Source organism: Gordonia sp. DT30, assembly GCF_049844915.1.
Taxonomy (GTDB): domain Bacteria; phylum Actinomycetota; class Actinomycetes; order Mycobacteriales; family Mycobacteriaceae; genus Gordonia.
In genome coordinates, this window is sequence record NZ_JBNCLY010000015.1 from 14,047 (window position 1) to 41,038 (window position 26,992).

Consider the following 26,992-nt stretch of genomic DNA (forward strand, 5'->3'; position numbering starts at 1 on the left):
CAACGTTACCGAGACACGACGATCGCTGGTGCGTCGGAGGGCTGGTCAGGCGTCGGGCTCGTCGAGATGGTGGCGCACCCAGTCGAGCAGGCCCGGTACCGCCGCCTCGATCTGGCGGCGGGTGATCGTGAAATCCTCGGGAGTGCCGTAGTACGGGTCGGCGAGGTCGAGCGCGTCGCCCGCGTCGGGGTCGAAGCTGCGCAGCAGCCGGGTGCGGTCGCCGAGCCGCTTGCGTTCGAGTTCTTTGACGTGACCGGCGTCGGCGACGACGAAGAGGTCCGCGTCGATGTGGTCGGGTCCGAGCTGGTCGGCGACGTGCGCGTCGGAGTAGCCGTGGGCGAGCAGCTCGGTCCGTGCGCGGTTGTCGGCGGCTTCACCGACGTGCCAGCCGCTCGTCCCGGAACTGCTCACCTCGACACGATCGGCCAGCCCCGCCTCGCAGAGCGCCTTGGCGAAGATGTTTTGCGCCATCGGCGACCGGCAGATGTTGCCGGTGCAGACGAAACAGATGTGTAGTGGATCAGACACCGAGCACCTCGCGCAGATCAGCAATCGAATCGACACCCCATGAGGCGGCGTCGCGCTCCCCGGGCAGAGCGTAACCCCATCCCACCAGGATCGTCGGGATTGCGAAGCGCGCAGCTCCCTCGACATCGTGGGACCGGTCGCCGATCATCACCGCCGGGCGAAGGGGTCGGTGTGTGCTCGGGTCGAGCGATATGCCCAATTGTGCCAGCGCATGGGCGATCACGTCGGGTTTGTGTCGGCGGGTGCCGTCATCGCTGGCCCCGGCGATGACGCGGAAATGCTCGGCGAGGCCGAAGTGTTGGAGGATCGCGCGTGCGGTGGACTCGTTCTTCGATGTCGCCACGGCCAGCGTGCGGCCGGTGGCATCGAGGTCGGCGAGCACCGTGTTCATGCCGTCGAACACCGAGTTCTCCAGCCATCCGACGTCGGTGTAGCGGGCCCGGTAGGCGCGCATGGCCGCGGCGGCGGTGGCCTCGTCGAGGCCCAATTGGCGCAGCGTGTCGATCATGGGCGGTCCGGCGATCCCGGCGATCACGTCGTCGGGGGCCGGCGGCGCACCGACTGCGGCCAGGGCATGCCGGAAGCTGTTGGCTATCCCCGTGAAACTGTCGGTGATCGTCCCGTCGAGGTCGACGAGGAGGACGGTGTCGGGATCGGCGGGGTCTGGTCGGGCCATCACCAAACCATGGTGCACGTAGGCTCATCCGGTATGACATCGGGGCTGCATGCGCTCGACCGGCACGGCGACCGGGACAGCACCGCGGGCATGCTCGATTTCGCCGTCAACGTGCGTGGTGCGGCGCCCCCATTCGTGCGGGCGGCGATCGAGGCCACACTCGACGACCTCGCCCGATACCCGACATCGGCCGACACCGCGCACGCCGGCGAGGTGATCGCGGATCTGCACGGTCGCACCGCGGCCGAGGTGATGCTCCTCGCCGGCGCATCCGATGGCTTCGAGTTGCTTCCGAAGCTGGGTGTCGCACATGCGGCACTGCTGCAGCCGTCGTTCACCGAGCCCGAACTGGTGCTGCGCGCCGCGGGGATTCGGATCACCCAGGTCGTCGGTGCTCCCGACGCCTCGCTGTCCGAGCTCGCCGGGCGGGTCCCCGACGACGCCGACCTCGTCGTCCTCGGCAACCCTACGAACCCGACGTCGATGCTGCATCCGGCGCAGACCATCGAATCGTTGCGCCGCCCCGGGCGGATCGTCGTCGTCGACGAGGCCTTCGCCGACCTGACCCTCGACCCGGTGACCGGTCGCCGCGAGCCCGAGTCGTGCAGCGGCAATCGTGCCGCCGATCTCGTCGTCTTACGCAGTGTCACCAAGACTTTCGGGCTCGCCGGTCTGCGCGCCGGCTACCTGTTGGCGGCACCGGAGGTCATCGCACGACTCGAGGCCGGGCGACGCGCCTGGCCACTGTCGGCGCCCGCGCTCGCAGCACTGGCTGCGTGCTGCGGCCCGTCCGGCGAACGCTTCTGCCGTGACCAGGCCCATATCGTGGCCGCCGAACGTGAGTATCTGGTGTCCCGGCTCGCCGACATCGGGCCGGCGGTGTGCGCACCGGCGTCGGCACCCTTTGTGCTCGTCGAGACGCCGGGCGCGCTGGCGATCCGCGAACGGCTGCGCGCGCATGGGATCGCGGTGCGCAGCTGCGCGAACTTCGTCGGGCTGACCGACGATCATCTGCGGCTGGCGGTGCGTCCGGCCGCACACGTCGACCGGCTCATCGGGGCGCTCGGACGTGCGCAGGAGGAGATCACCGTTGGCAGGACAGGAGTCGGCCGTGTCTGAGAACGTGAGCGTCGCCGACGTGATCGCGGTCCTCGACGACGCGTATCCGCCCCGGCTGGCCGAGAGCTGGGATGCCGTCGGCCTGGTGTGCGGCGACCCGCAGGAACCGGCCCGCCGCATCCTCGTCTGCGTCGACGTCACCGATGATGTGGTCGAAGCCGCGGGTGCCGGTGGCTACGGATTGATCGTCGCGCATCATCCGCTGCTGCTGCGGGGAGTGGAGTCGGTGGCCGCCGACACCCCCAAAGGACGCATCGTGCATCGGCTCATCCGCGGCGGCATCGCGCTCTACACCGCCCACACCAACGCCGACAAGGCCGATCCCGGGGTGTCGGATGCGCTCGCCGAGACGCTGGGTCTGCGCGACGTCACCCCCATCGACCCGCAGCCGCAGCGGCCGGTCGACAAGTGGGTGGTGATGGTCCCCGAGGGCAACGCCGAGCAGGTGAGTGAGGCGATGTTCGCGGCAGGCGCGGGTGCCATCGGCGACTACCGCGACTGTGCGTGGTCGGTGGTCGGCACCGGGCAGTTCGAGGCGATCGACGGGGCGAGTCCGGCGATCGGACAGATCGGTGAACGGACCCGCGTCGACGAGGCAAGGGTGGAGATGGTCGCCGAGCGGGGACTACGGACCCGCGTGCTGGCCGCCCTGCGCGGCGCGCATCCCTACGAGGAGCCGGCCTTCGACGTCCTCGAACAGGCCGCGCTGCCCTCGGCGCTGGGGCTCGGACGCGTCGGGGTGCTACCCGAACCGGTCACGGTCGGCGAGTTCGCCGCGCGGGCCGCGGTGGTTCTGCGCACCCCATGGGGCGTGCGGGCCACCGGACCGGCGGATCGGCGGATCGAGACGGTCGCGGTGTGTGGCGGTGCGGGCGACTCACTGCTGGCCGCGGTCGCCCGACTCGGCGTCGACGCCTACCTCACGGGCGATCTGCGTCATCATCCGGTCGACGAGGCGTTGCGCGCCGGGGGACCCGTGCTGATCGATGCCGGGCACTGGGCGACGGAGTTTCCGTGGTGCCGCCAGGCCGCCGACCTCATCGCCGGCGCGACCGGCTCGCCGGTGGATTGCCACGACGACCCGACGGATCCCTTTACCGTCCACGCGACCGGATGACGCTGCGCGTACCGTGAACCGTTCACCCGAATACCCCCACATTCCACGAGGAGACACCCGATGAAGGTCGAGGCCGGACGGCAACGACTCCTGCTGGAGCTGGCCGACGTCGACGCCCGGCTGGCGCGGCTCGACCACCGAGTACGCACTCTGCCCGAGGACGCCGCGATCGCCGAGACCGCCGCAGGCATCGAGTCCGCGCGGGCAGATCTCGTGCGCGCGGAGATCGCCGCGGAGGACCTCGATCGGGAATACCGCCGCATGGACGGCGAGATCACCGGCATGCGCGAGCGCGAGCAGAAGGATTCGACCCTGCTCAGCGCCGGTGGTCTGGCGCCGAAAGCGTTGTCCGAGTTGCAGCATGAGGTGTCCGGCCTGGCCAGGCGCCGTCAGTCGTTCGAGGACGATCTGCTCGAGCTGATGGAACGGCAGGAAGCGCTCGGTGCCGAGCGGGACCGCGCTTCGGCGACCATCGCGCACCTCGATGGCCAACTGTCGGCGCAGCGCGAGCTCCGGGAAGAAGCGGTGGCGGTGCTGACCGCCGATCAGGACGCGCTCACCGGGCGGCGCGAGGAGATCATCGGCGAGGTCCCCGACCAGCTGCTGCCCATCTACCAGCGGCAGCGTGACGAGGGCAAGATCGGCGCGGGACTTCTACGTGCCCAGCGGTGCGGCGCGTGCCGAATGGAAATCGATCGCGGGACGCTCGCGGCGATCGCCGCCGCCGACGACGATGAGGTGGTCCGGTGTGAGGAGTGCGGCGCCATCCTCATCCGTACACACGAGTCCGGGCAGTGAGCGACGCCGGGGCGACCGCCACGCCGTCGGCGCCCTCGTGGCAGGGACAGATGGCCCCGCCTACCCGCGTGGTGCTGGTCCGTCATGGCCAGACAGCGCTCTCGGTCGAGCGCCGGTACTCCGGGCGCGGGAATCCGCCGCTCACCGAATTCGGGGTGGTACAGGCGGAGGGCGCGGCCGAACGTGTCTTGCTCGAGAGCCCGGTTGCCGCGGTCGTCAGTTCGCCGCTCGCGCGTGCGCGGCACACGGCTCAGGTGATCGCCGACCGTCTCGGCGAGGGACTTCTCGGCGGTGCGGTCCATGGCGGTGAGGTCCTGGTCGACGACGACCTGATCGAGAACGACTTCGGCGCATGGGAGGGACTGACCTTTGCCGAGGCCAAGGCCCGTGACCCGCAGCTGCATGCCCGCTGGCTCGCCGACCACTCGGTGCCCGCACCCGGCGGGGAGAGCTTCACCGAGACCGCGGCGCGGGTGATCGCGGCCAATGACCGTCTGCTGGCACGGTATCCGGGCCAGACCGTGGTCGTCGTCAGCCATGTCACCCCGATCAAGTCGCTGCTGCAACATGCACTCGATGTGGGGCCACAACTGCTGTTTCGGTTGCACCTGGACCTGGCGTCGGTATCGGTGGCGGAGTTCTTTCCCGACGGTGGTGCGGTGGTCCGCTCGGTCAACGACACCGCCCACCTACGCTGAACCGCCGACCGCGCAGCGGGGTGCGCTACGGCGCGGGCTATCCTGGACCGGCGAACGAGTCGGCCGGGCGGCCGCGGCGCGTGGAACGGCCAGTCACTGGATACGCCACACGCCGAGGAAAGTCCGGACTCCACAGAGCAGGGTGGTTGTCAACGGCAACCCGGGGTGACCCGCGGGACAGTGCCACAGAAAACAGACCGCCGGTCGTCAGACCGGTAAGGGTGAAACGGTGCGGTAAGAGCGCACCAGCGATGCGGGTGACCGCGTCGGCTAGGTAAACCCCACCCGGAGCAAGGCCGAAGCACGAACCCCTCGGGTGCGTGTGCGCGGACGTCATGAGGGCTGCTCGCCCCAGTCCGCGGGTGGGCTGCTCGAGGTACCCGGTGACGGTGTGCCCAGATGGATGGTCGCCGCCGACCTCTGGTCGGAACAGGATCCGGCTTACACGCCGACTCGTTCGCCCTCACCCGAATCCGGCGGGCCGGCCGCCCGCGATGGGGCGGTCGCGCACTGGAGCGGCGAGGGCTGCCAACTTGTTGGATCACAGACCTTTTGCCGCGTTGCGGTAGGCCGCGACCGCGCGGTTGCCTGCTGCCTCCTGCAGTGCGTCGAGTCGTCCGAGAAGGAACATGTCGCGCCCGGACAGGTCGGTGCCGGCAGCGAGCTCGGCCAGCCGGGACCGGTTGATGCGGGTGTCGTTGTAATCGCCGAGCGCGGACTGGATTTGCTTGGCGACGCCGGCGACCTTGCCATACCGCTTGATCCCGAGGGGTTCACCCGCGTCGGTGGCGTAGCGCAGCTTCTTGGCGCGCTTTCGGATGGCGTGCAGTTGTTCGGCCCACTCGTGCGAACCCTCGGGGTACGAGGCGAGTTCGGTTTGGGCCTGCCGGATCTTCTTGCGGTTCTTGCTGATCGCAGTGTCCACGGCAGCTACCGCCGAGACGTCGGCGTCGGGTCCCGGCGGCGGGTCGGCGATCAGCGTGTCGATGTCGTCGAGTAACCGGAAATACCGTTCGGAATTCAACGCGGTGTGCGCGGCGCGCAGTGCCCGATCATGTGTGTCCGACTCGGTTCCGGCAAGCGCCGCCACCAGCGCCTCCGACGGGTGCTCATCGCGTAGCAAGTCGGTGTCGATGGCCAACTGAACCTCGGAATCGCGTGCGTCGCCGAGGATTCGGGCGAGCAGGCGCAGTTCGTCGTTGATTCGGGCGGTGTGGTGGGAATCGAGAACCGTCGGAAATCCGGACAGCACGCTGCGAAATCTGCGGGTGGCCACCCGCATCTGGTGCACGGCATCGTCGGCGTCGATGCGCACCTCGGGGTCGTAGGCGACCAGATCGTTGCGATGGATCGCGAGGTCGGTGACCACCAGCTCCAATGCGGTGGGGCGCTTGGGTAGTCGCGGTTCGGTCATCGTCGGTGTCGACCCGATGGCCCGGGCCAGTTTCGACGCGCTCGACGGTTCGCTGCCACCGGCGCCGCGCAGCAGCTTGTGGGCCGCCTTCAGTAGTCGCCCGGTGCCGCCGGAGAGGAGTTCGAACTCCCACTCGGCCCACTGCTGTGTCCCGCCACCGGGGAGTAGTGAGCGCGCGGTGACGAGGTCCTCGGCGAATTCGGCAAGCGGTTCGTCATCGACGCCGGACAACGTGGTGATGGTGCGTGAGGTGGAGATCACCGCGACCGGGATGAGGCTGCGGTGCCGGGTGATGGCCAGCACCGGGATGAGCAGCGACTCGGGTAGGTCGCCGTCGGCCGGCGCCTCGTCGAAGCCGACCTGCAGCTCGCGCCGAGCACCTGGAATGTCGCTGGGACGCTTGAGATGCCAACCGGCGTCGTGCCCGCCGGTGCGGCGGCGCAGAGTGATCCGATTGCCCGCCAGATCGAGACTGTCGGTGTCGAAGTACGTGGCGTCGAGGGTGAATGTCTCCGGTTCGCGCGCACCGACCACTCCGGGCAGTACCCGCAGATCGGGCGCCGCGGTACCGGCTTCGACGTCGAACTTGAGCTCCACCTCGACCTGCTCGGTTGCCACGGGTCCTCCTGTCGGATGTCGGTACGCGTGAAGTGTATGCACGCCGATGGGTCAACGGTCGGCGAAGCCGTCGGTCGCCTCGATCAGGTGATGCCGGATACCCGGCTCGAAGGAGGCATGTCCGGCATCGTCGACGATGTGCAGGGACGCCGTCGGCCACGCCCGGTGCAGATCCCACGCGCTGCGCATGGGACACACCACGTCGTAGCGGCCTTGCACGATGACGCCGGGGATGTCGGCGATCCGGCCGATGTCGCGCAGCAGTTGCCCGTCGTCGAGGAAGCCGTGGTGGACGAAGTAGTGGTTCTCGATCGAGGCGAAAGCGAGATCGAACCGCGATCCGGCGTCCTCCTTGGCCGCGGCGGCCTCCGCGGGCTTGGGGATGAGGTAGCTCGTGGCCTGCTCCCACCCGGCCCATGCGCGCGCGGCCCGCGCCGCGACCGCCGGATCATCGGCGGTCAACAGTCGGTGATAGGCGGCGACGAGATCGCCGCTGCGCTCGGCCTCCGGGATGGGCGCCAGATAGGACTCCCAGCAGTCCGGGTAGAGGTGCGCGGCGCCACCGTTGTAGTACCAATCGATCTCGCTGCGGCGCAGGAGAAAGATTCCGCGCAACACGAGTTCGGTGACACGCTCGGGATGGGCCTGAGCATACGCAAGGCCCAGCGTCGAGCCCCAGGAACCGCCGAACACCTGCCACCGATCGACGCCCAGGTGCTCGCGCAGTGCCTCCATGTCGGCGATGAGTGCCGGGGTGGTGTTGACCGTGAGGTCGGCGCCGTCGGCGATATGCGGCAAAGACTTGCCGCATCCGCGTTGATCGAACAACACGATCCGGTAGCGCTGTGGGTCGAAGAAGCGCCGCTGGTCGGGTGCGGTGCCGCCGCCGGGGCCGCCGTGGACGAACACCACCGGCTTGCCGTCGGGATCACCGGAGGTCTCCCAGTAGATCTGCTGACCGTCGGTGGTCGGCAGATGCCCGGACGCGTACGGATCGATTTCGGGATAGAAGTCGCGCATGGCACAACACTATTCGTGGCGACCGCCGATCGGTGGAGGCGTGGCGTCCGATCAGTAGCTGTGCTCGGGCCCGGGGAACGTGCCCCGACGCACTTCGTCGGCGTATTCCTCTGCCGCGCTGCGCAATTCGCTGCCGATATCGGCGAAGCGTTTCACGAACCGCGCGGTTTTGCCGTGGGTGAGGCCGGCCATGTCCTGCCACACGAGTACCTGGGCGTCGGTCTCGTTGCCCGCGCCGATGCCGACGGTGGGGATGGTGAGCTTGCGGGTGATCTGGCCGGCCAGTTCTGCCGGGACCATCTCCATGACGACCGCGACCGCACCGGCCTCCTGGACCGCGATGGCGTCGGCGACGAGTTGATCGGCGGCATCGCCGCGGCCCTGGATGCGGAATCCGCCGAGTCCGTTGACGCTCTGCGGGGTGAAACCGATGTGGGCGATCACCGGGATGCCGGCGGCGGTCAGGGTGGCGATCTGATCGGCGACGCGTTCACCGCCCTCGAGCTTGATCGCGTGGGCGCCGGTCTCCTTGAAGAACCGCACTGCGGTCTCGAGTGCCTGCTGCGGCCCGGCCTCGTAGCTGCCGAAGGGCAGATCGGCGACGACGAGCGCATGCGGCGCACCGCGCACGACGGCGCGGGCGAACGGGATCAGTTCGTCGACGGTCACCGGGACGGTGGTGTCGTAGCCGAGCATCACGTTGGCGGCGGAATCGCCGACGAGCAGCACGGGGATGCCGGCTTCGTCGAATATGCGGGCGGTCGAGTAGTCGTACACGGTGAGCATCGACCACTTCTCGCCTTCGGCCTTCATCTGGGCGAGGTGATGGACGCGGGTGACGCCGCGGCGAGGTGCGGCAGAATCGGAATCGTCGGCGGCGGGGCGCGAACCGTAGACAGGGGTGTCAGACATCATTGTCTCTTTTCTTCCTCGAGTCCTGGCTGGCAGGTACCCGGGCGGTTGGGACAATCCATTCTCGCACCGACGCCGGTGCGAGAGACATCGGCGGACGCTGTGCCATTGGTCACAATGCAAAACTCATCCCAGTATCTGGTAGGTCGTGGCCACGATCTGAGATCACGCGCGCAAAGTCGCTGGGTGCAAAGTTCGACTTGTGTATGTAACACAGATTTAACAGGGCATCCCTAATGTCGGCGTTCATGGATCGCCAAAAAGAATTCGTCTTGCGGACTCTCGAAGAGCGGGACATCCGGTTCGTCCGCCTGTGGTTCACCGATGTCCTCGGATATCTGAAGTCCGTGGCGATCGCCCCGGCCGAACTCGAGGGCGCGTTCTCCGAGGGTATCGGTTTCGACGGGTCGGCGATCGAGGGCTTCTCCCGCGTCTCGGAGGCCGACACCGTGGCCAAGCCCGATCCGTCCACCTTCCAGATCCTGCCCTGGACCACCTCGCAGGGCCGCCATCACTCCGCCCGGATGTTCTGCGACATCGCGATGCCCGACGGCACTCCGAGCTGGGCGGATTCGCGGCACGTATTGCGACGTCAGTTGAACAAGGCAGCCGACCTCGGGTTCAGCTGCTACGTCCACCCCGAGATCGAGTTCTTCCTCCTCAAGGAGGCAAAGCTGGACGGCAGCGTGCCGGTACCGGCCGATTCCGGCGGGTACTTCGATCAGGCCGTCCACGACGCGGCACCGAATTTCCGCCGGCACGCGATCGAGGCGCTGGAATCGATGGGCATCTCGGTGGAATTCTCCCATCACGAAGGTGCGCCGGGGCAGCAGGAGATCGACCTCCGGTACGCCGACGCGCTGTCGATGGCCGACAACGTGATGACCTTCCGGTATGTCGTCAAGGAGGTTGCCATCGGCGAGGGCACCTGGGCGACGTTCATGCCCAAGCCGTTCAGCGAGCACCCCGGGTCGGCGATGCACACGCACATGAGCCTGTTCGAAGGTGAGGCCAACGCCTTCCACAATCCCGACGACCCGATGCAGCTCTCGGACACCGGCAAGAAGTTCATCGCCGGGATCCTGCATCACGCCAACGAGATCAGCGCCGTCACCAACCAGTGGGTCAACAGCTACAAGCGGCTCATCCACGGTGGGGAGGCGCCGACCGCGGCCACCTGGGGTGGCGCCAATCGCTCGGCGCTGATCCGGCTACCGCTCTACACCCCCAACAAGGCGTCGTCACGACGCGTCGAGGTCCGCAGTCCCGATTCCGCGTGCAACCCGTACTTGACGTTCGCGGTCCTGCTGGCCGCCGGACTCAAGGGCATCACCGATGACTACGAGCTGCCCGACGAGGCCGAGGACGACGTCTGGTCGCTCACGTCGGCCGAACGGCGGGCCATGGGTTACGCCGAGTTGCCCGGCAGCCTGGCCGAGGCGCTGCGTGCCATGGAGGGCTCCGAGTTGGTCGCCGAGGCCCTCGGCGAACACGTCTTCGATTACTTCCTGCGGAACAAGTGGACCGAATGGACCAACTACCGCAGCCTGGTGACGCCCTTCGAGCTCACCAACTATCTGTCTCTCTGACCGCCGGCCGGGTTCCCGATCGGCGCCCGGCGCGGCACATGTCGGGGTGTGACGCTACTTTCGTGGGGTGACATCGCTTTACGGCCGAGGTGGCATCCCCAGTTCCGGACGTCTGGGGCTACTCGACGCGTCGGCGTCGGCGGAGCTGGCGGAACTGGGGTGGAACACCGAGGATTCGGTCGACCTGCTCTGGGCGCTGTCGCGGGCTCCCAACGCCGACCTGGCACTGCGGGCGATGACGCGTCTGCGTGGCGTCGTCGGTGACCAATGGTCGGCCGTCGACGCACTTCTGCGCACCGACAAAGGGTTTCGTGGCCGGCTCTTCGGTGTGCTCGGTTCGTCCGACGCGCTTGCCGATCACCTCGCCGCCGAGCCCACCACGTGGCGGTTGCTCGAGCCCGACACCCTGCCAGACACCGACGAGCTCTACGCGACGATGCTCGCGTCTGTCGACGCCGTCGCCGAGCCGGGCGAACAGGAGAAGGGCAACAAGATCTTCCGCGCCGGTCTGCAGGGACCGGGTGCGGTGGTCGCGTTGCGGCAGGCTTATCGCAATCTGCTCATGCAACTCGCCGCCCACGACGTCGCGCCCACCGTCGAGGACGAGCGGGTCATGTGGCTGCCCGAGGTGGGCGCCTACCTCGCCGACCTCGCCGACGCGGCGCTGACCGCCGCACTCGCGGTCGCCTTCCGTGAGGTCTGTGGCGACAAGCCGGTGCCGGTGCGCGTCGGTGTGATCGCAATGGGCAAATGTGGTGCGCGCGAACTCAATTACGTCAGCGATGTGGACGTGGTGTTCGTCAGCGAACCGGCCGACGGCGTCGCCGCGCGGATCGCGGGCGAGATGATGCGCATCGGAACGCTCGCCTTCTTCGAGGTCGACGCGGCACTGCGGCCGGAGGGCAAGGCAGGTGCGCTGACCCGCACGCTCGAGTCGCATGTCGCCTACTTCAACCGGTGGGCCAAGACGTGGGAATTCCAGGCCCAGCTCAAGGCGCGCCCGATGACCGGTGACATGGAACTCGCGCGGGCCTACCACGACGCCATCAACCCGATGGTCTGGCGGGCTGCCGAGCGCGAGGACTTCGTGCACGAGGTGCAGGCGATGCGGCGGCGGGTGGAAGAACTGGTGCCCGAGGACCAACGGGAACGCAATCTGAAACTCGGTAGCGGCAGCCTTCGTGACGTCGAGTTCGCGGTCCAACTGCTGCAGATGGTGCACGGTCGCGTCGACGAGACGTTGCGCGTATGCGCCACCGTCGACGCACTGAGCGCACTGATCGCAGGCGGCTACGTCGGCCGCGATGACGGGGCCAATCTGATCGCGTCGTATCAATTCCTGCGGCTGCTCGAGCACCGGCTCCAGTTGCAGCGACTCTCGCGGACGCATCTGTTGCCCGAATTCGACGACGACGAGGGTATGCGCTGGCTGGCCCGCGCCGCCCATATCCGGCGCGAGGGCGATCTCGACGCGACGGCGGTGCTGCGGCGCCAGATCAAACATCAGGCCTTGCGGGTGCGCAAACTGCATCAGAAGCTCTTCTACCGACCCCTGTTGGAGGCGGCGACCCGCTTCAACACCGAGGAGCTCACACTCACCGACACCTCGGCGGAGCGACGGCTCGCCGCTCTCGGCTACGCACAGCCAGAGCGCGCCCTCAGCCATATCCGGGCACTGGCGTCGGCCCCGGGCCGGCGTGGTCAGGTGCAGCTACTGATCCTCCCGCAGCTACTCGAATACATCGGTGACACACCGGATCCCGATGCGGGCCTGCTCAACTATCGACGCCTGTGCGAGGAGATGGACAACGAGTGGTTCCTGCGGCTGCTGCGCGACGACGGGGTCGTCGCCGAACGACTGATGCGGGTGCTGGGGACCTCCGAGTTCATCGCGAATCTGCTCATGCGGTCGCCGGAGGTCATTCATCTGTACTCCGATGGCGCCAGCGGGCCGAAGCTGTGCGAGGCCAGACCGGAGGACGTCGCAAAGGGACTGATCGCTTCCACCGTCCGGCAGACCGATCTGCGCCGCGCGGTGGCGATCGCCCGGTCGCATCGCCGCGCCGAGCTCGCCCGGATCGCGTCCGCCGACATCCTCGGGATGCTGGATGTGCCGCAGGTGTGTTGTGCGTTGTCGAACGTGTGGGCAGCGGTGCTCAATGCCGCGTTGACGGTGGCGGTCAATGCCTCCGAGTCCGAGCGTGGCGCGCCGGCCCCGGCGCGGATCGCGGTGATCGGCATGGGCCGACTGGGCGGTCTGGAGTTGGGTTACGGGTCGGACGCCGACGTGCTGTTCGTCTGCGAGCCGCTTCCGGGTGCCGACGAGGCCGCCGCGGTCCGATGGTCGCAGACGATTGCCGAGAAGGTGCGGTCGATGCTCGGATCACCCAGTGAGGACCCACCGCTGGTCGTCGACACCGGGTTGCGTCCGGAGGGCCGCAACGGTCCCGTCGTGCGCACCCTGGCGGCATATGCGGCCTACTACGAGCAGTGGGCGCAGCCCTGGGAGGTCCAGGCACTGTTGCGTGCCCACCAGGTCGCCGGTGACGAGGAGCTGGGCGTCGAGTTCCTGCACATGGCCGATCGCTCCCGGTATCCGGCCGGGGGGGTGTCGTCGGCGGCGGTCCGTGAGATCCGCCGCATCAAGGCGCGGGTCGACTCCGAACGGCTGCCGCGCGGCGCAGACCCGGCAACGCATACCAAACTCGGGCGAGGCGGCCTCGCCGACGTCGAATGGACCGTTCAGCTGATGCAGCTGCGCTACGCGCACGAGTACACCTCACTGCACAACACCTCGACCCTGGAAGTCCTCGACGCGATCGGATCGGCGGAGCTGCTGCCCGAGACCGAGGTCGCCATCCTCAAGGAGGCGTGGCTGACGGCGACCAAGGCGCGCAACGCGCTGGTACTTGTTCGTGGTAAGCCGGTCGATCAATTGCCCGCTCCCGGAAAGCAATTGCGGCAGATAGCCTTTGCCGCGGGGTGGCCGGAGGACCAGGCAGCGGAATTCCTCGAGAACTACCTGCGCGTCACCCGACGGGCGAAGAACGTGGTGCGCAAGGTGTTCGGGGAATGATGCGTGGGGGAATGACGTGCGCAGCGTCCTGAGATTCCTCGCGCTCGCGCTGGCATGGCTGTTGATCGTGGTGACGGGCCTGGCCATCTGGTTGCATTACACCGCGTCGCGGGGCTCGGTGGCGATCTATGCGACGGCAGGGGTACCGTTCGCGATTCTGCCCGGTGTGCTCGCGGCTCTGCTGTTCGTGGTGCTGCGCCGTTGGGTCGCATTCTTCGTATCGGTGCTGGTGATCGCGGGCGTGTGCTTCACCCAAGGGCCACTGTGGGTGTCGCAGACCCCGCAGGCCGGTGATCGGTTCACGGTGGTGACCGCGAATCTGCGAGTCGGGTCCGGTGACGTCGCCGACGTCGCCGACGTCGCCGACGTCGCCGACGTCGCCGCGGCCGCCGCCGGTGCACAACTCGTCGCGCTGCAGGAGGTCACCCCGCTGGCTCTCGAGCGGGTCCGCCACAGCGCCCTGGGACACCGCTTTCCGTTCGTGTACGCACTGCCGGGACCGGCCGCCACCGGTGGCGTGTTACTCGGCCGCAGCGCTCTCGACGAGGAGCGCCGGATGCCGAACATGGTGATGAACAACCCGGGTGCCCGGACATCGGTGCCCGGTGGTCCGCGCACCCAGGTGCTCGCGATCCACCTGCCGGCTCCGATGTCGGGGCACGCCGGTGACTGGGTCCACGACATGCACCTGCTGAAAGAGCAGCTCCAGGGGCTCGGCGACGGCCCGGCGATCGTCGCCGGCGACTTCAACGCCACCTGGGACCACGCGCAGTATCGCCAACTGCTCACGGCGGGCTTTGCCGACGCCACCTCACAGGCCGGCGCGTGGTGGCAGCCCACCTTCCCTACCGACCGGATCGGCGGCCGGCCGCTGGTGGCGATCGACCGGGTCATCGTCCGCGGATTCGTGGCCACCTCGGTCCGCACGTTCACGGTGTCGGGCTCTGATCATCGAGGCGTGGTGGTATCGCTGGTGACGGTCTGACGGTCTGACGGCCTGACGGCCTGACGGCCTGACGGCCTGACGGCACGTTCCGCCGCCGCTCCGGCCGGCTCGATCGTGTACCTCCGATATGCGAAAGGCCGTTGGGCTCAGTCGCTCTCGATCATGCCGGCGAGTCCGTCGAGGATGATCGTGAGCCCGAAGTCGAACTGCTCGCGGTCGAAGTCGCCGTCGTCGTCGACCATGGACCTCATCGCGGAGGTGAGCGCGGGAAAGCGGTCCGGGTCGATCAGGCTCGCCACCGTTGCCTCGTAGCCCGGGCCGGGCGATGCGTCGGTTGTCGTGCCGCCCTGTAGGAGTCCCATCTGCGCCGACTGCCGGATGTGCTGTCGAACGAATCCGTCGACCAGCAAGAGAGCGTTCATCTTCTGCGGTCCGCTCAGACCGGTGGTGTCGAAGGCCCGCACCCCCGCTTCGGTCCAGGACATCACATTCGGGCCCGTCGGTGGCCGGGACATCGGGATCTCGGTCAGCCATGGCCGCCGGCGCAGCGTGCCCGCGGCGGTCCGGGCCCACTCGGTGATCTGCTCCCGCCAGGTGCCGGTGGTACCCAGTTGCGGATCGGCGGCGCCGTAGGCCTCGTCGACGAGGATGTCGATGATGTCGTCCTTGCTGTCGACGTAGCGGTAGAGCGACATCGCGGTCAGTCCCACGCTCTGGGCAATGGCCTTCATCGACACCGCTTCCCAGCCGCGCTGATCGGCGATGTCGACGGCTGCGCGGGCGATGTCATGAATGGTGAGGGTCGGTTTCGGCCCGCGACGTGGGGCGTCGGGGACGCGCCCCCAGAGCAGCGCCGTCGACTTCGGGATCGGTACGGGTTCCATGGCAGACATCCTACTAACTGCTTGCGCTGTAAACAGATGGGCTCTAACATCTGCATTATCCATAAACAGTATATGGAGCATACAGATAGGTGGTGATGAGATGTCTCTCTCCCGTTCGGTACCTCACGGCTCGCCTTGGGTGGCGTTGACGGCGCTGTGCCTGCCGATGCTGATCGTCTCGATGGATGTGTCGGTACTGTTCTTCGCGGTGCCGTTCATCGCTTCGGACCTCGAACCCTCACCTGCCCAACAACTCTGGATATTCGACGTCTACGGCTTCGTGCTGGCCGGGCTGTTGCTGACGATGGGATCGGTGGCCGACCGCATCGGGCACCGGCGACTGCTGATGTGGGGCGCGTCGGGCTTCAGTGCTGCCTCACTTCTGGCGGCGTTCTCGACGACCCCGGAGATGCTGATCGGAGCGCGCGCGATACTGGCGGTCGCGGGGGCGACGCTGATGCCGTCGACACTCGCGCTGATCCGCCACATCTTCGACGACGACGCCGATCGGGCGAAGGCGATCGCAGCGTGGAACGCCGTGCTCGCCGGTGGGGTGGCCCTCGGTCCGATCATCTCCGGGCTGCTGCTCGAGCACTTCTGGTGGGGCTCGGTGTTCCTGATCAACGTGCCGGTGATGATCGCATTGCTGGTGGTGGCGCCGATTCTGCTGCCGGGGGACACCGCCGTTGCGCACCGGCGCGTCGACGCGCTCAGTGCGGCGCTGGTGCTCGGTGCGATACTGCCGTTGATCTACGCCATCAAGGAGTTCGCCGCCGATGGCTGGGCGGTGGGCCGACTGCTGATCGGGATGATCGGGGTGGTCTTCGGAGTCGTCTTCGTGCGGCGGCAGCGGCGGCTGGCCGATCCGGTACTCCATCTCGGCCTGCTGGCCGACCGGCGGTTCTCGGTCTCCATCTGGACCAATCTCATCTGTATGTTCGCGCTGCTGGGCAACTCGATCATGGTCACGCAGTACCTGCAGTCGGTGCTCGGTTACAGCCCGTTGCGGGCCGCCCTGTGGAGTGTGGTGCCGTCGGTGTTCGTCGGCGTGGCCGCACCGCTCGCCGCGGTCGGGGCGGGGCGTTTCGGCCGGCCGGTGGTGATGGTGACCGGACTACTCGTCGGCGCCGTCGGCTATCTGCTGCTCGGCTCACTGACCGGCCCGGACTCGCTGTGGATCGTCCTCGTCGCGTCGACGCTGCTGGCCGGTGGGATCGTGGCCACCACCTCGGTGGTCGCCGATCACGTCATGGGCATCGCCCCGGCGGATCGCGCTGGGGCCACCTCCGGGCTGTTGGAGACCTCCGGCGAACTCGGCGGCGCGCTGGGCATCGCGGTACTCGGCAGCGTGCTCAACGCGGTGTACCGCATCGCCTTTCCGGCCGGGCCGGGTCCGGCCGAGGCCGGTCGTAACCTCGCCGGCGCGGTCGCGGTGAGTCACACCGAGACACCCGACGCGGCGGCGCGGATACTCGACGCCGCACGTCATGCATTCGTCGATGGGATGTCGGCGGCGGCCTGGACCGGAGCGGGGGTGCTGGTGGTCACCGCGCTGCTCGTTGCGTGGTCGGCGCGGTCGCCCGTGCGGGCCGATCCGGCCCGCCGGCACGGCGACGCGCCCCGTGTGCACGCGTGAAGGGCCGGCCTATCGCGGCGGTACGTGGGGGAGGAGTCAGATGACCTCGACCTTGGAACCCGTCTTCAGGATCAGCTCACTGCGATCGTCGGTGCTCTGGACCAGTTCGACGAGGCGCTCCTCGGTGCCATGTGGCACCTGTTTGCGGACGACGGCGCGGATTCCGTCCAGGGCGATCCGATCGCCGGGGACGAGATCTTCAACGAAAAGCATACGGGACATGTAAAAGAGATTACGGCGTCCGGTGTGATCGTGTGAGAGCAAAAGGTCCCCGCGTGGTGTCATTCACGTTCGCTTCCGCCGCTGTCCACGGAAACCGACGACGGAAGTGGGCGTACGGCAGACGACAAGCGACCCGCCCGACGATCGAATCCGATCGTCGAGCGGGTCGCTGTGCTGCTCTCGAAGAAGTTCTGGCGGAACAGAACTCAGCAGTCGTAGTAGAGCGCGAACTCGTACGGGTGCGGACGGATCTGGACCGGCTCGATCTCGTTCTCGCGCTTGAGAGCGATCCAGGTCTCGATGAGATCCTCAGTGAACACGCCACCTGCGGTGAGGTATTCGTGATCTTCTTCGAGCCTGTCGATGACGGCCGACAGCGAGGTCGGCGCCTGCGGGATGTTCTTGGCCTCCTCCGGCGGAAGCTCGTAGAGGTCCTTGTCGACGGGCTCGTGCGGCTCGATCTTGTTCTTGATGCCATCGAGGCCGGCCATCATCATCGCCGCGAACGCGAGGTACGGGTTGCCCGAACTGTCGGGGCAACGGAACTCCAGGCGCTTGGCCTTGGGGTTGTTGCCGGTGATCGGGATACGCACGCAGGCGCTGCGGTTGCGCTGGCTGTAGACCAGGTTGATCGGGGCCTCGTAGCCGGGCACCAGACGCTTGTAGGAGTTCACCGTGGGGTTGGTGAACGCCAGCAGCGACGGAGCGTGGTGCAGGATGCCACCGATGTAGTAGCGCGCCAGATCCGACAGACCCGCGTAGCCGGCCTCGTCGTGGAACAACGGCTTGCCGTCCTTCCACAGCGACTGGTGGGCGTGCATGCCCGAGCCGTTGTCGCCGAACAGCGGCTTCGGCATGAAGGTGACGGTCTTGCCGTTGCCATACGCGGTGTTCTTGATAATGTATTTGAAGAGCAGAACGTCATCGGCGGCATGCAGTAGCGTGTTGAACTTGTAGTTGATCTCGGCCTGGCCGCCCGTGCCGACCTCGTGATGGCCGCGTTCGAGCTGGAAACCGGCGTTGGTCAGGTTGGTCGACATCTCGTCGCGCAAGTCGACGTAGTGGTCGTAGGGGGCGACCGGGAAGTAGCCGCCCTTGGGGCGCACCTTGTAGCCGAGGTTGGGTGAACCGTCCGGGTCGGTGGGTGAGCCGCTGTTCCACCACCCGGATTCGGACTCGACCTCATAGAAGGTGCCGTTCATCTGCGAATCGAAAGCGACCGAGTCGAAGATGTAGAACTCGGCCTCGGCGCCGAAGAAGCAGGTGTCGGCGATACCGGTAGAGGCCAGGTAGTCCTCGGCCTTGCGGGCGACATTGCGCGGATCGCGGCTGTAGGCCTCGCGGGTGAACGGGTCGTGGACGAAGAAGCTGACGTTCATCGTCTTTGCTCGACGGAAGGGGTCGATCCGCGCGGTGGCCGGATCGGGCAGCAGCATCATGTCGGACTCGTCGATCGACTGGAAGCCGCGTACCGACGAGCCGTCGAACGCCAGGCCGTCCTCGAACACCGACTCGTCGAAGGCCGTGGCCGGGATCGAGAAGTGCTGCATCACACCGGGCAGGTCGCAGAAGCGGATGTCGACGTACTCGACACCCTCTTTCTTGATGCCCTCGAGTAGTTCTTCGTTGCTGCTGTACACCGTGCGGTGACTCCTTAACTGTTATCGGGGTCAGGTCGACGTGTGCACACGCATGACCTGACGCGCCTGGACCGCCGTCGAGACAACCGCGGCGGATCTCAGCAAACCGTATGGACGCGACGTTGCCCGCACGTCAAGGCTGTGTTTCTCCTGTGTTACACACCCCGGCCGGCGAGCTACCACGCCCAAGGCAACTATTCCGTATGGGGCCGCGATGTGCGAATGCGGATCGCTGTTCGGTGGTGCGGCAAGGGTCTGAGGGCGCAGCTCGGCCCGACGTCGGCGTGCTGGACTCGGCGCCGTCGGGGAGCTCGTGACGGGGGATCTACCATGGACGACATGAAAGACCTGCCGCAATCCGCTCGCGCCGAGACCGTCCATGCGGGGAGGGATCGCTGATGGGCAGGGTCACCGGGTCCTGGCTGTCCGGGGTGCAGTCCACGACGCCGGTCGACCTCGAATACCGCGGCGCGGACCTCGGACTGCCCGAATCCGGGCCGGGTTCGCTCGTCGGTGGGTGGCCGCGCACGATCGCCCTGCTCATCGACTGGATCATCGGTGGCGGACTGTCGCTGTTCTTCGTGGGCTTCGGCTCACCCAACCTCGGCTTCGCCGTACTGGCCGTGTGGTTCGTCATCGGCGTCTTCACGGTGACGATGTTCGGATTCACGCCCGGGCAGTACGCCGTGGGCATGCGAGTGGCCCGTGTCGATCACGGCCCCGACCGGCTCGCCGACGAGGTCGCGGGCACGGTGCCGGTCGCGGCCGTCGGCGTGATCCGCGCGCTGATGCGACAGGTGCTGATCGTCTTCCTGGTGCCGGCGCTGATGAACGACTACAACGGCCGAGCGCTGCACGACCGCGCCACCGGCACGGCCATCGTTCGCAGCCGCTGACCGTCCGGGGCCGCTGACCGTCCGGGGCCGCTGACCGTCCGGGGCCGCTGACCGTCCGGGAATCGCGTGTCAGGTCCCGGCCCCGCGTCGGCGAGCGGTGCGCTGCATGCTGCGCATCTTGGCGTTGCCGGGCATCGGCCCCTTCGGCATCCCCGGTCCGGGCTGCTTGCCGCCGAGGGCCGACAGGCGTCCTTCGAGGGTGTCCATTCGCTTGCGGTCGATGTTGCCGGGCAGCTTGTTGAGGTGGCGTTCGAGCTTCGATAGGGGTACCTGATCGTCGTCGTTGCCGACCACGATCTGGTAGATCGGGGTGTCGCCGACGACACGGGTGATCTTCTTCTTCTCTTGCCCGAGAAGAGTTTTGGTGCGTGTGGGCGAACCCTCGCCGACGAGGATGATCCCCGGCTTCCCGATTACGCGGTGCACGGCGTCGAGGTGGGCGGTGCCGGTGACCGCCTGTTGCACACGCCATTGGCCGCGCATGTTCGACAGCGCCCACCCGGCTGCGCCGGGCTGCCCCTCCGCCTTGGTGTACACCGATCGCTGGACGCGCCGTCCGAACAGCAGGAACGCCGCGAGGATGCCGAGCACGACGCCGATCGGTACCAGCAACCACGGCGACCCGATGAACAAGCCGATGACCACGAAGATCACGACGATCAGCGCGAAGACGCCGACCATGTACGGGATCAGTCGTTTGTCTTCTTTGCGCTGCATCTGGAACGCCTGCCAGATTTGCTTGTAGCGTTCCTTCGAGGCCTGCCTGCGGGCCTTCTTCGCGGCGGCCTTCGCGTCTTTGTCTTGCGCCTTTGCCATAGGTGACAGTCTACGGCGCGGAAAAACCGGTCAGCGCGCGAGTCGGGCCATGAGGCTCGAGGCCTCCTGCGTGGCCGATCCCTCGGCGACGAGGTGGGCCAGCGACGCCGGTAGCTGCCGGCCGTGCCGGGCCATGGCCTGCGCGTACAGCCGGCCCGCGCGATAGGACGAGCGCACCAGTGGGCCGGCCATCACGCCGGCGAATCCGATCTCTTCGGCGAACTCCGAGTGATCGACGAACTCCTCGGGCTTGACCCACCGGGCCACCGGATGATGCCGCGGCGACGGCCGCAGGTACTGCGTGATGGTGAGGATGTCGCAGCCCGCCTCGTGTAGATCGACGATCGCCGACTGCACCTCTGCGGGGGTCTCACCCATCCCGAGGATCAGATTGGACTTGGTGACCAGTCCGAAGTCGCGGGCCTGGGTGAGTACATCGAGAGACCGCTCGTACCGGAACGCCGGGCGGATGCTCTTGAAGATGCGGGGCACCGTCTCCAGGTTGTGCGCGAGCACCTCCGGGCGTGCCTCGAAGACCTCGGCGAGGAGATCGGGGTTGGCGTGGAAGTCGGGGATGAGGTTCTCCACGCCTGTGCCGGGATTGAGTGCGTGGATGGCGCGTACCGTCTCGGCGTAGAGCCACGCACCCTCGTCGGGCAGATCGTCGCGGGCGACGCCGGTGATCGTGGAGTAGCGCAGTCCCATCGCCTGCACGCTCTCGGCGACGCGACGGGGTTCGTCGCGATCGAGCTCGGCGGGTTTGCCGGTGTCGATCTGGCAGAAGTCGCATCGGCGCGTGCACTGCTCACCGCCGATCAGGAAGGTGGCTTCCCGGTCTTCCCAGCACTCGTAGATGTTGGGGCATCCGGCTTCCTCGCAGACCGTATGCAGCCCTTCACGTTTCACAAGACCCTTGAGTTCGGTGTACTCCGGGCCCATCGTCGCGCGAGTCTTGATCCAGGAGGGCTTGCGCTCGATCGGGGTCTGCGCGTTGCGAACCTCCAGCCGCAACAGCTTGCGCCCGTTGGGGGCGGACTCGGCGGGGGCGGGCTCGGCCGGAGTGGATCGAGTGGGGGCGGATTGAGCGGTAGCCGCGGGGCGGGTCTCTGACACGGTCACCGCACCGATGCTACGCGCGGGCCGGACTGCCCGACCGGCGGTGGTGCCGGCTGTTCGGACCGGTCGAGGGCGGAGAACACGGCGTCGGCGACTTTCTCGGCGACCTCGCCTACGGCCGGCGAGGTCCCGGTCTCACGGCTTATCGATGTCACCCCGGCATCGGCGATGCCGCACGGAACGATGGCGTCGAAGGCACTCATGTCGGGGTCGACGTTGAGTGCGAAACCGTGCAGCGCGACGCCGCGCGCCACCCGGATGCCGATCTGGGCCAGTTTGCGTTCGGCTGTGACCCCGGGGGCGGGGGAGTCGTCGACCACCCACACACCCGAGCGGCCGGTGACGCGGGTGGTGGTTACGCCGTGTGCTGCGCACACCCCGATCAGCGCGGACTCCAGGCGCCGCACGTATTCGACGACGTCGAGCGGTTCGGCCAGTTTGATGATCGGATAGCCCACCAGCTGACCCGGGCCGTGCCAGGTGATCCGGCCACCGCGGTCGACGTCGATGACCTCGGCGCCGTTGGTGGGTCGGTCGGCGTCCTCGGTGCGTTTGCCCGCGGTGTAGATCGACGGGTGTTCGAGTAGCAGCAGCAGGTCGTGGTCGAGCGTGCCGTCGGCACGTTCACCGGCCAGGTGATGCTGCAGCTCGTATGCCTCGCGATACCCGACGACGCCGAGGTGACGCACCTCGATCGGGGCCTGGGAGGCGCGCAAGGACTTCCGCCGGGACGGCGGGGCGGCGGTGGTGTCAGCGGGCATTGGCGTACTCCAGGGCCTGCGCGATGGTGGGGTGGACGAAATCGAAACCGTTGTCGGTGAGCACACCGGGTGCAACGCGCTGGGAGTACAAAACCATCTCCTCGATCATCTCGCCACCGGCCTTGCGTGCGATGAACGCCGGCACGCCGACCAGCGTCGGCCGGTGCACGGCGCGCCCGAGCGCATCGACGAAGCCGGCGAACGGAATGGACGCAGGCGCGCACAGATTCACCGGCCCGCTGATCGACGAGTCCAACAGGAACGCGATCGCGCGTACCTCGTCGACCAGTGAGATCCAGGAAAAGTATTGGCGCCCATTGCCTATGGTGCCGCCGAGGCCGAGTGTGAACAATGGACGCAACCGGGCGAGGACGCCACCGTGCGGCGAGAGCACGGGTGCGGTCCGTAACAGCACGACGCGGGTGCCGGAGCCGGCATCGCCGGTCGCGGCCCGCTCCCAATCGGTGGCGAGCTCGGCCAGGAATCCCGAGCCGGGCCCATCACCTTCGGTGACCGTCCGTGTACCGGTGTCCCCGTAGTAGCCGGTGGCGCTCGCGCTCACCAGGGTGGGGACACCGGCCCCACGGACGGCCTCGGCGATGACCTCGGTCGGTGTGATCCGCGAATCGCGCAACTCTTGTTTGAAGTGCCCGCTCCAACGCCGGTTGCCGATCCCGGTTCCGCCGAGGTTCACCACCGCGTCGACTCCGTCGAGAGCCTCCCCGGGAACCCCGAAGGTCTCTGGGTCCCAACTGAACTCGTCGGGGAGCGCGGCCTCGCGACGGACAAGCCGACGCACGGCGTGGCCCGACGACTCGAGGGCGGTGACCAGAGCGGATCCGATCAGCCCGTGTGAGCCGGCGACGGCGACCCGCATCGGTACCTAGAGGCCGAGATCAGCGGCGAACGAGCCTGCCTCGAGTCGCTTCTTGATGGTCGTCAGGAAGCGTCCGGCATCGGCACCGTCGATCAGCCGGTGGTCGTAGGTGAGCGGCAGATAGGACATCGAACGCACCGCGATCGATTCCGAACCGTCGTCGCCGGTGATGACGACCGGGCGCTTGACGATCGCGCCGGTGCCCAGCATGGCGGCCTGCGGCGGCACCAGGATCGGTGTGTCGAACAGCGCGCCCTGACTGCCGATGTTGGTGATGGTGAACGTGCCACCGGCCAACTCGTCGGGCTTGAGGCCATTGCTGCGGGCGCGGGCGGCGATGTCGGCGATGGCGCGGGCCAAGCCGGCGATCGACAGATCGTCGGCGTTGTGGATCACCGGGGAGAGCAGCCCCTGCTCGGTGTCGACCGCGATCCCCAGATGCACCTTGTCGTGGTAGGTGATCTCCTTGGCGTCCTCGTCGATCGAGGCGTTGACGTTCGGGTGCGCCTTGAGCGACTCGACGACGGCCTTGGCGATGAACGGCAAGAATGTGAGGTTGACCCCCTCCGACGCCTTGAACGACTCCTTCGCGGCCTTGCGAAGAGTGACGATCCTGGTCATGTCGACCTCGAACACCTGCGTCAGTTGTGCGCTGCTCTGCAGGGACTCGCGGGTCTTCTTGGCGGTGATCTGCCGGATGCGGCTGATCTTCTGGGTCGTGCCGCGCAGGGCGGCGAGTTCCGGGCGGACTTCCGGCGACGACGCCTGCGATGCTGCCGGCGCCGGTGCGGCTGCGGCCGGAGCGGGTGCCGATGCGGGCGCCTTCTTCGACTCGGCGGCGGCGAGCACGTCCTGCTTGCGGATGCGGCCGCCGACTCCGGTGCCCTTGAGCGTGGCGAGGTCGATGTCGTTCTCCGCAGCCAGCTTCCGCACCAGCGGGGTGACATACGGCGTCGACTGCAGATCATTGTTGTCGCCGGCCGCAGCAGTCGCCGACTCCGCCTTGACGGGTTCGCGCTCCGGCTCGGTCTTCGGTGCGGGAGCCTGGGGTGCGGGAGCCTGGGGTGCGGGAGATTCGGACTTCGCCGGCTCGGGCTCTGCGGGCTCGGGTTCTGGTTCGGGCTCCGGCGCGCGCTGCGGCTCGGCGGTGGCCGCCGCGGCGTCGCCGATCACGGCCAGCTTGCCGCCGACCTCGATGACGTCGTCTTCCTGCGCGAGGATCTCCAGCAGCGTTCCGGCGACCGGGGACGGGATCTCGGTGTCGACCTTGTCGGTGGAGACCTCCAGGAGCGCCTCGTCCTCGGCGACCTCGTCGCCGACCGACTTGAGCCAGTTGGTCACGGTGCCCTCGGTCACCGACTCGCCGAGTTCGGGCATCAGCACGTCGGTTCCGCTCGCGCCACTGCCACCGGTCGCCGCGACCGGCTTCGGGGCCGGTGCCTCGGCCGAGGTCGACGGGGCCTCGTCGACCTGTTCGGGTTCGCCGGCATCGGTGGGCTCGTCGCCGCCGGCCTCGTCCGCCCTGCCCGAGTCCGCGTTGCCTGAGTCTGAGGCGCTCTCGCCGGCCTCGCCGATCAGCGCGAGTTCGCCGCCGATCTCCACCACGTCGTCTTCCTTGGCGACGATCTTGGTCAGCACGCCGGAGGTGGGGGCGGGGATCTCGGTGTCGACCTTGTCCGTCGACACCTCGAGCAAGGGCTCGTCGGCCTCGATGGTGTCGCCCTCTTCCTTCAACCACCGGGTCACTGTCCCCTCGGTGACACTCTCACCGAGGGCGGGCATCTGGACGGAGAAGGCCATTGCTGTTGACTCCTGAACTCGACGTGGTGGGTCTGTGCGTGGTTCGCATGGAAAGCGGTGTGTGTGCCGCGTCTCCCGGGCGTGTGGCGGGTGGCCGAGCGCCCATCGCTAGACCTTACCCGCCACCGCAGCCGCGGACGTGGCGTGTGGGCCGAATACCACGCGTCAGCTCTGGGCCGAGATGTCCTCGAGAACTCGCGTGATCGTCCGAACCGGTACTCCCGTACCGCCTTTCGGGGTGTACCCCCAAGGCCCGGTGGTATTGAACGCCGGCCCGGCGATATCGATGTGCGCCCATTGCACGCCCGCGGGCACGAATTCCTTGAGGAACAGTCCGGCGGCGAGCATGCCGCCCCAGCGGTGCGGCGTCACATTGGCCAGATCGGCGACCCGGGACGACAGATCGGCCCGCAACTCGGTGGGAAGCGGCATCGGCCAGGCGTTCTCGCCGACCTCTTGCGACAACGACGACACCCGGTCGCGGAATTCGTCGGTACCCATCACCCCTGGGGTGCGGGTGCCGAGCGCGACCATCTGCGCGCCGGTGAGGGTCGCGGTGTCGATGAGATAGTCGGGCTCGTCCTCACAGGCCCGCACGATCGCATCGGCGAGGACCAGTCGCCCCTCGGCGTCGGTGTTGAGTACTTCGACCGTCGTCCCGCCGTACTGGGTGAGGACGTCGCCGGGACGCTGCGCGGTACCCGACGGCATGTTCTCGGCCATCGGCACGGTGGCGGTCACCGTGACCGGAAGATCGAGTCGGGCCGCGGCGATCGTGGCGGCGATGACGGCCGCGGCGCCGCCCATGTCCGAGGTCATGGCGTCCATGTTGGCGGCCGGTTTGATGGAGATGCCGCCGGTGTCGAACGTGATGCCCTTGCCGACGAGCGCGACCTTCTTGGCCGACTTCTTGCCGGTGTGGGTCAGCCGGACCAGCCGGGGCAGACGTGAGCTGCCCTTGCCGACACCGACGATCCCGCCGTAGCCGTCTTTGCGCAGCGCGTCGTAGTCCAGGATCTCCACCTTGAGTCCTGCCTTGGAGCCGAGCTCGCGGGCGCGCTCGGCGAACTCCTCGGGATAGAGATGGCTCGGCGGGGTATTGACGAAGTCACGGGCGATCGCCACCGAATCGGCGACCGCGAGGGCATGTGCGAGTTCGGTTTTGGCGGCCTTGTCGGCAGACCCGACGAGCATGTGCACAATCGTGGGCGGCAGCTTTTTGGACGCCGACCGTGCTGACCGGAATTCTTCGAAGCGGTAGGCGCCGAGGAACAGGCCCTCGGCCGCGGCGCCGAGGTCGGCCGTCCCCAGGCTGGTCGCCACGACGTCATATCCGTCGAGGGACCGGGCGGCGATGCCGGCGGCCTGGCGCACCTTTTCCGCATCGTCGAGTGCGGCCTCGTCACCGACTCCGATGATCACCACGACCGTGACCCCGAGTGACTCGGGGGCGGCGATGCGGGTGACCTCGCCGTGCGACCCGGTGGCACCGACCGCGGTGAGAGCCGAGGTGATCGCGGCGGCGGCCGCGTCGTCGAGGAGGTCCGCGCCGAGCAGGGCCGGGGCTGCGTCGGCATTGCCGGAACCGTCGGGGCCGGCGTTGGCCTCGACAAGCCCCAGCACGAGGGCCTGGTCGTCCTTGCCGATCGAGGTGGTCAGGGTGATCTGGGGGCCGCGGGTACGGTCGACGCTCTCGTTCTTGCTCACCCGATCAACCTTGCCACAGGGTGCTCGCCGGCCGCCCGTCATCTCAGCGTCCGACGTCCGTGGCGCGGGCAGCGGTCCGGACACGCCGCCGCCGTAGCATCGCCGGGGTGAGCGAACGTGTGGGAG

Annotated in this window: 23 protein-coding genes and 1 other RNA gene; 10 read left to right on the top strand and 14 right to left on the bottom strand. The window is 67.8% G+C overall.

Annotated features, from left to right (window positions below; translation table 11 throughout):
* Window positions 1-45: 45 nt before the first annotated feature.
* Window positions 46-528, bottom strand: a complete 483-nt coding sequence (locus ACLQ3C_RS14555; protein WP_425705790.1) for a low molecular weight protein-tyrosine-phosphatase — start codon at window positions 526-528, stop codon at window positions 46-48.
* Window positions 521-1,204, bottom strand: coding sequence for an HAD hydrolase-like protein (locus ACLQ3C_RS14560; protein ID WP_425705791.1), 684 nt, complete (start codon window positions 1,202-1,204; stop codon window positions 521-523). The genes ACLQ3C_RS14555 and ACLQ3C_RS14560 overlap by 8 nt, the downstream gene beginning before the upstream one ends.
* A 33-nt stretch (window positions 1,205-1,237) precedes the next feature.
* On the opposite strand from ACLQ3C_RS14560, the gene cobC reads away from it, so the two are divergent.
* The 5 genes from cobC to rnpB all read left to right on the top strand — a co-directional run bounded on the left by cobC (window position 1,238) and on the right by rnpB (window position 5,396).
* Complete coding sequence (gene cobC / locus ACLQ3C_RS14565) at window positions 1,238-2,323, top strand: Rv2231c family pyridoxal phosphate-dependent protein CobC (protein ID WP_425705792.1); 1,086 nt, start codon at window positions 1,238-1,240, stop codon at window positions 2,321-2,323.
* Window positions 2,316-3,440 carry a Nif3-like dinuclear metal center hexameric protein gene (locus tag ACLQ3C_RS14570; RefSeq protein WP_425705793.1) on the top strand — a complete coding sequence of 375 codons (1,125 nt, stop codon included), beginning with the start codon at window positions 2,316-2,318 and terminating at the stop codon, window positions 3,438-3,440. The genes cobC and ACLQ3C_RS14570 overlap by 8 nt, the downstream gene beginning before the upstream one ends.
* A gap of 60 nt (window positions 3,441-3,500) precedes the next feature.
* Window positions 3,501-4,238, top strand: a complete 738-nt coding sequence (locus tag ACLQ3C_RS14575) for a zinc ribbon domain-containing protein (RefSeq protein WP_425705794.1) — start codon at window positions 3,501-3,503, stop codon at window positions 4,236-4,238.
* Between the two features lie 50 nt (window positions 4,239-4,288).
* Entirely contained in the window at window positions 4,289-4,936 is a 648-nt protein-coding gene (locus ACLQ3C_RS14580; protein WP_425705874.1) for a histidine phosphatase family protein, read from the top strand.
* A gap of 55 nt (window positions 4,937-4,991) precedes the next feature.
* Window positions 4,992-5,396, top strand: an RNA gene (rnpB, locus tag ACLQ3C_RS14585) — RNase P RNA component class A.
* Window positions 5,397-5,477: 81 nt separating this feature from the next.
* Here rnpB and ACLQ3C_RS14590 read toward each other — a convergent pair.
* From ACLQ3C_RS14590 to panB, 3 genes are read right to left on the bottom strand one after another with little or no spacing between them, the layout of a single operon-like run.
* Window positions 5,478-6,968, bottom strand: a complete 1,491-nt coding sequence (locus ACLQ3C_RS14590) for a CHAD domain-containing protein (protein WP_425705795.1) — start codon at window positions 6,966-6,968, stop codon at window positions 5,478-5,480.
* A gap of 51 nt (window positions 6,969-7,019) precedes the next feature.
* Entirely contained in the window at window positions 7,020-7,988 is a 969-nt protein-coding gene (gene pip / locus ACLQ3C_RS14595) for a prolyl aminopeptidase (protein WP_425705796.1), read from the bottom strand.
* A gap of 51 nt (window positions 7,989-8,039) precedes the next feature.
* Window positions 8,040-8,900, bottom strand: a complete 861-nt coding sequence (gene panB, locus ACLQ3C_RS14600; protein WP_425705797.1) for a 3-methyl-2-oxobutanoate hydroxymethyltransferase — start codon at window positions 8,898-8,900, stop codon at window positions 8,040-8,042.
* A 248-nt stretch (window positions 8,901-9,148) separates the two neighbouring features.
* Here panB and glnA (ACLQ3C_RS14605) point away from each other — a divergent pair, with 248 nt between their 5' ends.
* The 3 genes from glnA (ACLQ3C_RS14605) to ACLQ3C_RS14615 all read left to right on the top strand — a co-directional run bounded on the left by glnA (ACLQ3C_RS14605) (window position 9,149) and on the right by ACLQ3C_RS14615 (window position 14,550).
* The gene (glnA, locus tag ACLQ3C_RS14605; protein WP_425705798.1) at window positions 9,149-10,489 is read left to right on the top strand and encodes a type I glutamate--ammonia ligase; all 1,341 of its coding nucleotides are present in this window, start codon (window positions 9,149-9,151) and stop codon (window positions 10,487-10,489) included.
* Window positions 10,490-10,556: 67 nt separating this feature from the next.
* Window positions 10,557-13,565: a bifunctional [glutamine synthetase] adenylyltransferase/[glutamine synthetase]-adenylyl-L-tyrosine phosphorylase gene (locus tag ACLQ3C_RS14610; RefSeq protein WP_425705799.1), complete on the top strand. Its 3,009-nt coding sequence runs from the start codon at window positions 10,557-10,559 to the stop codon at window positions 13,563-13,565.
* Window positions 13,566-13,581: 16 nt separating this feature from the next.
* Window positions 13,582-14,550 (top strand): endonuclease/exonuclease/phosphatase family protein, encoded by a 969-nt coding sequence (locus ACLQ3C_RS14615; RefSeq protein ID WP_425705800.1) that lies wholly within the window; start codon window positions 13,582-13,584, stop codon window positions 14,548-14,550.
* A gap of 107 nt (window positions 14,551-14,657) precedes the next feature.
* Here the strand turns inward: ACLQ3C_RS14615 and ACLQ3C_RS14620 are convergent, their stop codons facing one another.
* The gene (locus tag ACLQ3C_RS14620; protein WP_425705801.1) at window positions 14,658-15,395 is read right to left on the bottom strand and encodes a TetR/AcrR family transcriptional regulator; all 738 of its coding nucleotides are present in this window, start codon (window positions 15,393-15,395) and stop codon (window positions 14,658-14,660) included.
* A gap of 100 nt (window positions 15,396-15,495) precedes the next feature.
* On the opposite strand from ACLQ3C_RS14620, the gene ACLQ3C_RS14625 reads away from it, so the two are divergent.
* The gene (locus tag ACLQ3C_RS14625) at window positions 15,496-17,031 is read left to right on the top strand and encodes an MFS transporter (RefSeq protein WP_425705802.1); all 1,536 of its coding nucleotides are present in this window, start codon (window positions 15,496-15,498) and stop codon (window positions 17,029-17,031) included.
* Window positions 17,032-17,067: 36 nt separating this feature from the next.
* Here the strand turns inward: ACLQ3C_RS14625 and ACLQ3C_RS14630 are convergent, their stop codons facing one another.
* Both ACLQ3C_RS14630 and glnA (ACLQ3C_RS14635) read right to left on the bottom strand, forming a co-directional pair.
* A complete protein-coding gene (locus ACLQ3C_RS14630) occupies window positions 17,068-17,253 on the bottom strand; it encodes a hypothetical protein (protein ID WP_425705803.1) in 186 nt (61 codons plus the stop codon).
* Window positions 17,254-17,459: 206 nt separating this feature from the next.
* On the bottom strand, window positions 17,460-18,893 hold the full coding sequence (glnA, locus tag ACLQ3C_RS14635) for a type I glutamate--ammonia ligase (protein ID WP_425705804.1): 1,434 nt from the start codon (window positions 18,891-18,893) through the stop codon (window positions 17,460-17,462).
* 398 nt (window positions 18,894-19,291) lie between these two features.
* Here glnA (ACLQ3C_RS14635) and ACLQ3C_RS14640 point away from each other — a divergent pair, with 398 nt between their 5' ends.
* A complete protein-coding gene (locus ACLQ3C_RS14640) occupies window positions 19,292-19,789 on the top strand; it encodes an RDD family protein (RefSeq protein WP_425705805.1) in 498 nt (165 codons plus the stop codon).
* A 69-nt stretch (window positions 19,790-19,858) separates the two neighbouring features.
* Here the strand turns inward: ACLQ3C_RS14640 and ACLQ3C_RS14645 are convergent, their stop codons facing one another.
* The 6 genes from ACLQ3C_RS14645 to ACLQ3C_RS14670 form a co-directional block, all read right to left on the bottom strand.
* Complete coding sequence (locus ACLQ3C_RS14645) at window positions 19,859-20,605, bottom strand: DUF4191 domain-containing protein (protein WP_425705806.1); 747 nt, start codon at window positions 20,603-20,605, stop codon at window positions 19,859-19,861.
* Window positions 20,606-20,635: 30 nt separating this feature from the next.
* On the bottom strand, window positions 20,636-21,724 hold the full coding sequence (lipA, locus tag ACLQ3C_RS14650) for a lipoyl synthase (protein ID WP_425705807.1): 1,089 nt from the start codon (window positions 21,722-21,724) through the stop codon (window positions 20,636-20,638).
* Entirely contained in the window at window positions 21,721-22,482 is a 762-nt protein-coding gene (gene lipB, locus ACLQ3C_RS14655; RefSeq protein WP_425705808.1) for a lipoyl(octanoyl) transferase LipB, read from the bottom strand. The genes lipA and lipB overlap by 4 nt, the downstream gene beginning before the upstream one ends.
* Window positions 22,472-23,359 (bottom strand): TIGR01777 family oxidoreductase, encoded by an 888-nt coding sequence (locus ACLQ3C_RS14660; protein WP_425705809.1) that lies wholly within the window; start codon window positions 23,357-23,359, stop codon window positions 22,472-22,474. Before ACLQ3C_RS14660 ends, lipB begins: the two co-directional genes overlap by 11 nt.
* A 6-nt stretch (window positions 23,360-23,365) precedes the next feature.
* Entirely contained in the window at window positions 23,366-25,159 is a 1,794-nt protein-coding gene (gene sucB / locus ACLQ3C_RS14665; protein ID WP_425705810.1) for a 2-oxoglutarate dehydrogenase, E2 component, dihydrolipoamide succinyltransferase, read from the bottom strand.
* 165 nt (window positions 25,160-25,324) lie between these two features.
* On the bottom strand, window positions 25,325-26,866 hold the full coding sequence (locus ACLQ3C_RS14670) for a leucyl aminopeptidase (protein ID WP_425705811.1): 1,542 nt from the start codon (window positions 26,864-26,866) through the stop codon (window positions 25,325-25,327).
* Between the last annotated feature and the right edge of the window lie 126 nt (window positions 26,867-26,992).

Bases quoted from the DNA above. Each gene is read 5' to 3' on its own strand.
- ACLQ3C_RS14560 (WP_425705791.1), bottom strand. From the start codon at position 1,204: ATGGCCCGACCAGACCCCGCCGATCCCGACACCGTCCTCCTCGTCGAC.
- cobC (WP_425705792.1), top strand. From the start codon at position 1,238: ATGACATCGGGGCTGCATGCGCTCGACCGGCACGGCGACCGGGACAGC.
- ACLQ3C_RS14575 (WP_425705794.1), top strand. From the start codon at position 3,501: ATGAAGGTCGAGGCCGGACGGCAACGACTCCTGCTGGAGCTGGCCGAC.
- ACLQ3C_RS14580 (WP_425705874.1), top strand. From the start codon at position 4,289: ATGGCCCCGCCTACCCGCGTGGTGCTGGTCCGTCATGGCCAGACAGCG.
- pip (WP_425705796.1), bottom strand. From the start codon at position 7,988: ATGCGCGACTTCTATCCCGAAATCGATCCGTACGCGTCCGGGCATCTG.
- panB (WP_425705797.1), bottom strand. From the start codon at position 8,900: ATGTCTGACACCCCTGTCTACGGTTCGCGCCCCGCCGCCGACGATTCC.
- glnA (WP_425705798.1), top strand. From the start codon at position 9,149: ATGGATCGCCAAAAAGAATTCGTCTTGCGGACTCTCGAAGAGCGGGAC.
- ACLQ3C_RS14620 (WP_425705801.1), bottom strand. From the start codon at position 15,395: ATGGAACCCGTACCGATCCCGAAGTCGACGGCGCTGCTCTGGGGGCGC.
- ACLQ3C_RS14625 (WP_425705802.1), top strand. From the start codon at position 15,496: ATGTCTCTCTCCCGTTCGGTACCTCACGGCTCGCCTTGGGTGGCGTTG.
- ACLQ3C_RS14630 (WP_425705803.1), bottom strand. From the start codon at position 17,253: ATGTCCCGTATGCTTTTCGTTGAAGATCTCGTCCCCGGCGATCGGATC.
- ACLQ3C_RS14640 (WP_425705805.1), top strand. From the start codon at position 19,292: ATGGGCAGGGTCACCGGGTCCTGGCTGTCCGGGGTGCAGTCCACGACG.
- ACLQ3C_RS14645 (WP_425705806.1), bottom strand. From the start codon at position 20,605: ATGGCAAAGGCGCAAGACAAAGACGCGAAGGCCGCCGCGAAGAAGGCC.
- lipB (WP_425705808.1), bottom strand. From the start codon at position 22,482: ATGCCCGCTGACACCACCGCCGCCCCGCCGTCCCGGCGGAAGTCCTTG.
- ACLQ3C_RS14660 (WP_425705809.1), bottom strand. From the start codon at position 23,359: ATGCGGGTCGCCGTCGCCGGCTCACACGGGCTGATCGGATCCGCTCTG.
- sucB (WP_425705810.1), bottom strand. From the start codon at position 25,159: ATGGCCTTCTCCGTCCAGATGCCCGCCCTCGGTGAGAGTGTCACCGAG.